Origin of the sequence: Mesorhizobium sp. M0047, from assembly GCF_040323315.1 — a bacterium.
Taxonomy (GTDB): domain Bacteria; phylum Pseudomonadota; class Alphaproteobacteria; order Rhizobiales; family Rhizobiaceae; genus Mesorhizobium.
The window spans coordinates 34,098-40,769 of the sequence record NZ_JAMYUW010000052.1; the positions used below are offsets into that span (position 1 = coordinate 34,098).

4 protein-coding genes are annotated in these 6,672 nt (G+C 64.2%); 3 read left to right on the top strand and 1 reads right to left on the bottom strand.

Annotation, left to right across the window (positions count from 1 at the left end; genetic code table 11):
* Positions 1–4: 4 nt before the first annotated feature.
* On the bottom strand, positions 5–2,083 hold the full coding sequence (locus tag NKJ89_RS31715; RefSeq protein WP_352608414.1) for a glycosyltransferase: 2,079 nt from the start codon (positions 2,081–2,083) through the stop codon (positions 5–7).
* Between the two features lie 271 nt (positions 2,084–2,354).
* Here NKJ89_RS31715 and NKJ89_RS31720 point away from each other — a divergent pair, with 271 nt between their 5' ends.
* From NKJ89_RS31720 to NKJ89_RS35870, 3 genes are all read left to right on the top strand, one after another.
* On the top strand, positions 2,355–2,609 hold the full coding sequence (locus NKJ89_RS31720) for a hypothetical protein (RefSeq protein ID WP_352608416.1): 255 nt from the start codon (positions 2,355–2,357) through the stop codon (positions 2,607–2,609).
* Between the two features lie 509 nt (positions 2,610–3,118).
* Positions 3,119–3,895, top strand: a complete 777-nt coding sequence (locus tag NKJ89_RS31725; protein WP_352608418.1) for a DUF4347 domain-containing protein — start codon at positions 3,119–3,121, stop codon at positions 3,893–3,895.
* Positions 3,896–3,899: 4 nt separating this feature from the next.
* Positions 3,900–6,672: DUF4347 domain-containing protein (locus tag NKJ89_RS35870; protein WP_502904190.1), on the top strand; the 2,773-nt coding region annotated here is incomplete at its 3' end.

The following is a 6,672-nucleotide window of genomic DNA, read 5'->3' on the forward strand; positions in this document are numbered from 1 at the left end:
CTCCCTAGCGAGTGAGCCACTGGATCAGCTGTCGCCACTCGCGCAAGCGCCGCGGCCAATCGTACACCACAGCACAGTGCGCTTGTTGGCTCAGCGACAATCCTGGCTCGCCTCCCCACGGCGTTTCCAACTCGTCAGCCAGGTTCTCGGAAAACGTCACGGCATGTTCTTCTGCGTTGGGATTGAAAGGATAGACCCGTGCGTAGCCGGCAGTGGTTTCTGGCAACGCACCTAAGGAGGGAACGATAATACGGCACCCCGCCGCCATTGCTTCTATGACGGCGAGGCAGGCGGTTTCAGCAAAAGTGCAGGGATAGGCCAGGAAATGCATGGTCCGCAGCGCATTGCGGAGTTCAGAATTGGGCGCAAGGCCGTGATAGGTCACTCCCGGCATGGACCGCGCCCTGTCGTAGAGGTGTTGATAGGGACCGTCGTCCTCCAGATACAGTTTCATGGATGACCAGACATGGAGTTCAGCGTTGACAGGACTGAGGCGCTGCCATGCATCAAGAAGCACGGAAAGTCCACGAAACGGGGTGCTTGTATATGCGCAGCGCCAGGTTGTTCTCGTTTCCCAGCGTCGCGGATCCGCGCTCAAATCCAACGCGTGTCGAAGCACTACACAGCGATCCGGCGGCAGCCCGAAGGCGGTCAGGTATTGTTCTCTTTGCCAGTACGACACGAAGACGAAGCAATGAACAGAATCGACGAGTTCCCTGTCATGGCACCACTGAACCCAGCGTTGGTCGACATTGTGATGCATCCAAACGACGCGGGGCCTGACGTCGGCTTTATCGTATCCCGGGTGGTTCACTTGAAGGTTGATCCGATCGAGTTCTTCCCCTAGCCGCTCTCTCAACCCCTCAACCATGAGTTCGGTGCCCGCCGCGGGGCGTTCCGGGACCCAAGAGCTTGTCGCCGCTAGAGCCGGCGCCTCGGTCTCGAATGCCTCAAGTTTCGGGGGCTCATTGACCGGAAGGTTGTCGGCGGCAAAGCGCGCGTTGGCCACAACACGTTTTGCCATTTCCGCCGGCAATTTGTCGCTGGCAAGCAATTTTAGACAGGCGTCGAGCGATTCCCGGTACGCGCCTGCCCAGTAGGCGTTGACAGCAAACTCGTCGAGCAGTCCGTAATCGTAGACCCAGGGCTTAACAAAAAGTCCGGCGGGTTGAGCAAGGGCGAGCCCTCGACGCGCGAATTCCGCTCCTTCCGCATACCGGCTCTGGTTGCGGCAATAGAGGCTCGCGGCGTGAAGAGCCTCGGCGCGGGCCGGAACGACCTGCGCGGCACGCTCAAAGACGGCAACGACCTCGTCGAACGGCCGTCCCAGCGCCACCATGCTGTTGCCCGCCTCGAGCAGGCTGACATAGACCTCCTCGTCCCAGAAGCCCAACTCGGCGCGCTTCATATAGTTCGCCAGTGATTTTTCGCGTTCACCGGAATCCCTGTAGCTCTGCGCCAAATAGAAAGTGTATCGCGAAACAAGGAACGGGTCGGTCTCCGTGGCAAGCGAATTTTCAAGAACGGCCGCGTCGTCCTGGTACTTTCGCGGGTTTTGGCTGCGTGCTCCGCCACGCCCCGACGCCACGCGAAAACCTTTGGCGGTCCCGCGCGTGAGATGGCCAGTGGGGGATTCGAGATATTCGTGCAGCACGCCCTTGAAGGAGAACGGCAGCCGGTTGCGGCAGATCTGCGGGCGATAATACGAAATGCCACCATCGGACAGCTCGACGTCGTAGAGATCGTCTTCCATCTGCGACTTGAATGCGACCGGATCGAAGGTGGGGCTCGGGATCACGACATCGTCCGCGTCGATGATCATCGCATAGTCGACAGTCTCGATCTCACGCAACCGGTCTAGGGCGAAGGTCCGGTTGTATGCGAAATCCCGCCACGGCTCGTCGATAACAGCGCCCTTGACATTGTGCGTGGCCAGGAAGGCGCGGATGAGGTCTTGCGTACCGTCCTCGGAACCCGTGTCGACGACGAGCACATAGTCAACGATGGGAAGCGCGCTGGTCAGGCATTGCAGGATGACCTCCGCCTCGTTCTTGACGATCATGCATAGGCCGATGGTGGTCATGCCAATCCTTTAGCGAAGCGGCGTTCGTTGCGCGCTTGTTCGAAATTGTGGAAGAGCCCATGCAGTTCACCAGGCACTTTGCGCGTGGTAACCGCCCTGAGCAATGCCTGCCGCCTTTTCCCTGTCCATGTATAGGCTGGCTACTTCATATTTCAAAAAGCCCTAATTTTTGTATCTCTAATATAAATACGCGAAGCAGACACGCGTTTTACGACGACGACGCCGTCAGACGGCTTTGAAGTATCCGCTGAAGCGGCACGCGTGAGCGGCAATGTCGACTGGATCATGCATCGAGGCCGATCCAAATGAAAACCGTGACGCTCGGGCCTCCGCCGAAAAGCAGGTCCGCTCATTTCAGATCATTTCTTTTGCTGCCGACGACCACGACCGCCTGCCGACTGGCGGGAACTGGATGGAGCCGCCAAGCCTGCGGTTCCCAACAGAATTTGCGCGGTTTTGGCCCTTCGATATTGGGCTGGCTCTGCTGGTTTTATTCCCGGCCGTTTACCAGTTTTCTACTTTGTAGTTTACAAATTACTAATTTTCGCATCTACTAATATACGTCACGAGGGGGTGACTGCGGCTCCTACGGTCGGTTGACCGGGGGTGCCGCGAAAATTTTGGAGCTGAGGGTCTGGGGTCGTAAAGCCACATCCGGGTGATGAACAAGGTGCGTTCTTAAGCGACGTGCCGAGAAACCCGCATGCACGTTTGCCCGCCGGCGGAGGCGGACAGGTTTCCCTTACCGGAGTTCCTTGCGTGTTCACGCCGATCCGTCGGCGCGACTGGTGTTGGGGGTGTGTGGTGGGTCGAGTAACATTGCGAGCGGGCCGACACGGAACGAGTTCCGGCGTCGATGAACCCCGACAGCGGCCATGGGCTGCCGCGGCCGGTGACCGGCCATTGGGCCACCCTTGCTCCGACCTCCCTGAAAACCACGACGCCATCCTGCGCCCTGCCCGCGCGATCGACCCGGCCACGCCCGGCGTCGCCGGCTTTCAGCTTGGATCCAATAGGTATCGACAGGATCTCGCCATGGCCCGCGAACTCGTCTTCGTCGATCCCTCGGTATCCGATCTCGGCACGATCCTGCGAAACCTGAGACCCGAGGTCGAGGCGATCGTGCTCGACGCCGAGCGTCCGGCAGCGCGCCAGATGGCACTGGCCCTCGAAGGTCGCAGCCTCGACGCGGTGCACGTCATCGCACACGGCGCGCCTGGGCTTGTGTGCTTCGCGGCGGGTGAGTGGTCGGCGCGGACGCTGGACGACGATGCGCTCGACCTCGCCGCGATCGGCCAGGCGCTGGGTGGCTTCGGCGAACTGCTTCTGTGGAGCTGCAATGCCGGCGCTGGTGCCGCCGGAACGGATTTTATCGATGCGCTGTCGCGCGCGGCGGGAACGCCGGTCGCGGCGGCGAATGACCTGGTTGGGTCGCCGGCGCTTGGCGGTGACTGGAAACTGAACATGCGGAAGGAGCACGCCGTAGCGCGGCCGCCGCTGACCCTGGGGGGTATCATGAACTACGCAGCAGTTCTGGCGGCGATCGAGATCACCGTATCGGGCTTGATCCCAAGCGGCTCCATGGGCGGTTCGACAACCTATTTCGTGGTGGACAAGGACCACGGCGCGATCGTCGGCAACATCAACCTTCCGAACATGGCGAACAAGCCCTTCCGGATCACCGTCAGGGTGCCCAGCGAATCGAGCGGCCTCGACGTCGGCGTCTTCGACGAAACCGGCAAATTCACCTCGGCCGGCTTCACCGTGGATGTACCAGCACCGCCATCCGGCGCGGTTGGATCGAGGGGGTAAGACCATGCTGAACAACCCAGTTTCCCTCCAGAGCCCCGCGCACCTTTCCGCATCGCCACGGCAGGCCGCCGAATATCCGCGGGGCGATCATGCCACCGAAATCGTTTTCATCGATCCCGCCGTCAGCGACGTGCCGACCCTCCTGGCCGGGCTGCGGCCCGGCGTGCAGCCGGTGCTCCTCGATGCCACGCGGCCGGCGGCCGCGCAGATGGCGGCGGCGCTGGCAGGCCGGCGGGGCCTTGCGGCGGTGCATGTCATCGCCCACGGCGCGCCTGGACGTGTCGGCTTCGCGGCCGGCGAATGGTCGGCCGAGACTCTGGCGCGCGACGCCGGGGACCTGGCGACGATCGGCCGGGCGCTCAGCGCCGACGGCGATCTCAGGCTATGGAGCTGCGAGACGGGCCGAGGCAGGGCCGGCGCCGCCTTCGTGGAGGCGCTGTCGGAGGCGACGGGCGCCTATGTGGCGGCGGCGACGGCGCGCATCGGCGCCGCCGCGTTGGGCGGACGGTGGGAGATCGTCACGGCCGGCCTGCTGCCTGAGCCGCCGCTGACCGGCGCCGGGCGCGAGTCTTACTCGGGCGTGTTGGCAGACTTTGATCTGACATTGACCGGAACGATCGCTACCTCCGGCGCAAACGCAACCAACACTTTCTATGTTGTGGATACAACAGGGACCGCAAAAATAGTCTCAAGTTTCCAGCTTCCGAGCAAATCTTCGGTAGTAAATAACTTTTCCACCATTGTCACAGTGCCGAGCTCTACGGACAGCTATACTATCTATGACAGCAACTTCAATATCTATGGAACAATTACTGGCGGCGTCTTTACGGTCGGAGGCTCGAACGGCAGTGACGGCGATACCTTCACAAGCGCCTCATTTGTGAACAACCTGGGTCCGACCGGCGCAACCGGTTCGACGGGCGCTGCAGGTGCGACCGGAGCAACTGGCGCCACAGGTTCCACCGGAACCGCAGGCGCAACTGGCGCCACGGGCTCAACTGGTGCAACCGGCGCCACAGGTTCCACCGGAGCCACAGGTGCGACCGGTGCGGCCGGCGCCACAGGCTCGACCGGTGCGGCCGGCGCCACAGGCTCGACCGGTGCGGCCGGCGCCACAGGCTCGACCGGTGCAGCCGGCGCCACAGGCTCGACCGGTGCGACTGGTGCGACCGGAGCATCCGGCGCCACGGGTTCGACCGGAGCATCCGGCGCCACGGGTTCGACCGGAGCAGCCGGCGCCACAGGTGCGACTGGTGCCACAGGCGCGACCGGGACAGCCGGCGCCACGGGTGCGACCGGAGCAGCTGGCGCCACAGGTGCCACCGGAGCAGCCGGCGCCACGGGTTCGACCGGCGCAACCGGCGCCACGGGTTCGACCGGCGCAACCGGCGCCACGGGTTCGACTGGCGAGACAGGTGCCACAGGCGCAATCGGCGCCACAGGTTCGACTGGCGAGACGGGTGCCACAGGTGCGACCGGAGCCACAGGTTCGACTGGCGCAATCGGAGCCACAGGCTCGACTGGTGAGACGGGTGCCACGGGTGCGACCGGAGCCACAGGCTCAACCGGCGCTACGGGTTCGACCGGCGAGACGGGTGCCACGGGTTCGACTGGAGCGACAGGCTCGACCGGCGCAACCGGCGCCACAGGCTCGACTGGCGAGACGGGTGCCACAGGTTCGACCGGAGCCACGGGTTCGACTGGAGCTACAGGCTCGACCGGCGAGACGGGTGCCGCAGGTGCGACCGGAGCCACAGGTTCGACCGGCGCAACCGGTGCCACAGGCTCGACTGGCGAGACGGGCGCTACGGGAGCAACCGGAGCCACAGGTTCGACCGGCGAGACGGGTGCCACGGGTTCTACCGGAGCGACAGGCTCAACCGGAGCGACCGGAGCCACAGGCTCGACTGGTGAGACGGGCGCCACAGGTGCGACCGGCGCTACAGGCTCGACTGGCGAGACGGGTGCCACCGGTTCGACCGGCGCTACAGGCTCGACTGGCGCTACGGGTTCGACTGGTGAAACGGGTGCCGCAGGTGCGACCGGAGCTACAGGCTCGACCGGCGCTACCGGCGCTACAGGTTCGACTGGCGAGACGGGTGCCACCGGTTCGACCGGAGCCACGGGCTCGACCGGTGAGACGGGTACCACGGGCTCGACCGGAGCAACAGGCTCGACTGGTGCAACCGGCGCCACAGGCTCGACTGGTGAGACGGGCGCCACAGGTGCGACCGGCGCTACAGGCTCGACTGGCGAGACGGGTGCCACCGGTTCGACCGGCGCTACAGGCTCGACTGGCGCTACGGGTTCGACTGGTGAAACGGGTGCCACCGGTTCGACCGGAGCTACAGGCTCGACCGGCGCTACCGGCGCTACAGGTTCGACTGGCGAGACGGGTGCCACCGGTTCGACCGGCGCCACAGGCTCGACCGGCGCAATAGGCGCCACGGGTTCGACTGGTGAGACTGGTGCCACAGGTGCAACCGGCGCTACAGGTTCGACTGGCGAGACGGGTGCCACTGGTTCGACTGGAGCCACAGGCTCGACCGGCGCAACCGGCGCCACAGGTTCAACCGGCGAGACGGGTGCCACCGGTTCGACCGGAGCAACAGGCTCGAGTGGTGCAACCGGCGCTACAGGCTCGACTGGAGAGACGGGTGCCACCGGTTCGACCGGAGCCACGGGCTCGACCGGCGAGACGGGTGCCACCGGTTCGACCGGCGCCACAGGCTCGACCGGCGCAATAGGCGCCACGGGTTCGACTGGTGAGACTGGTG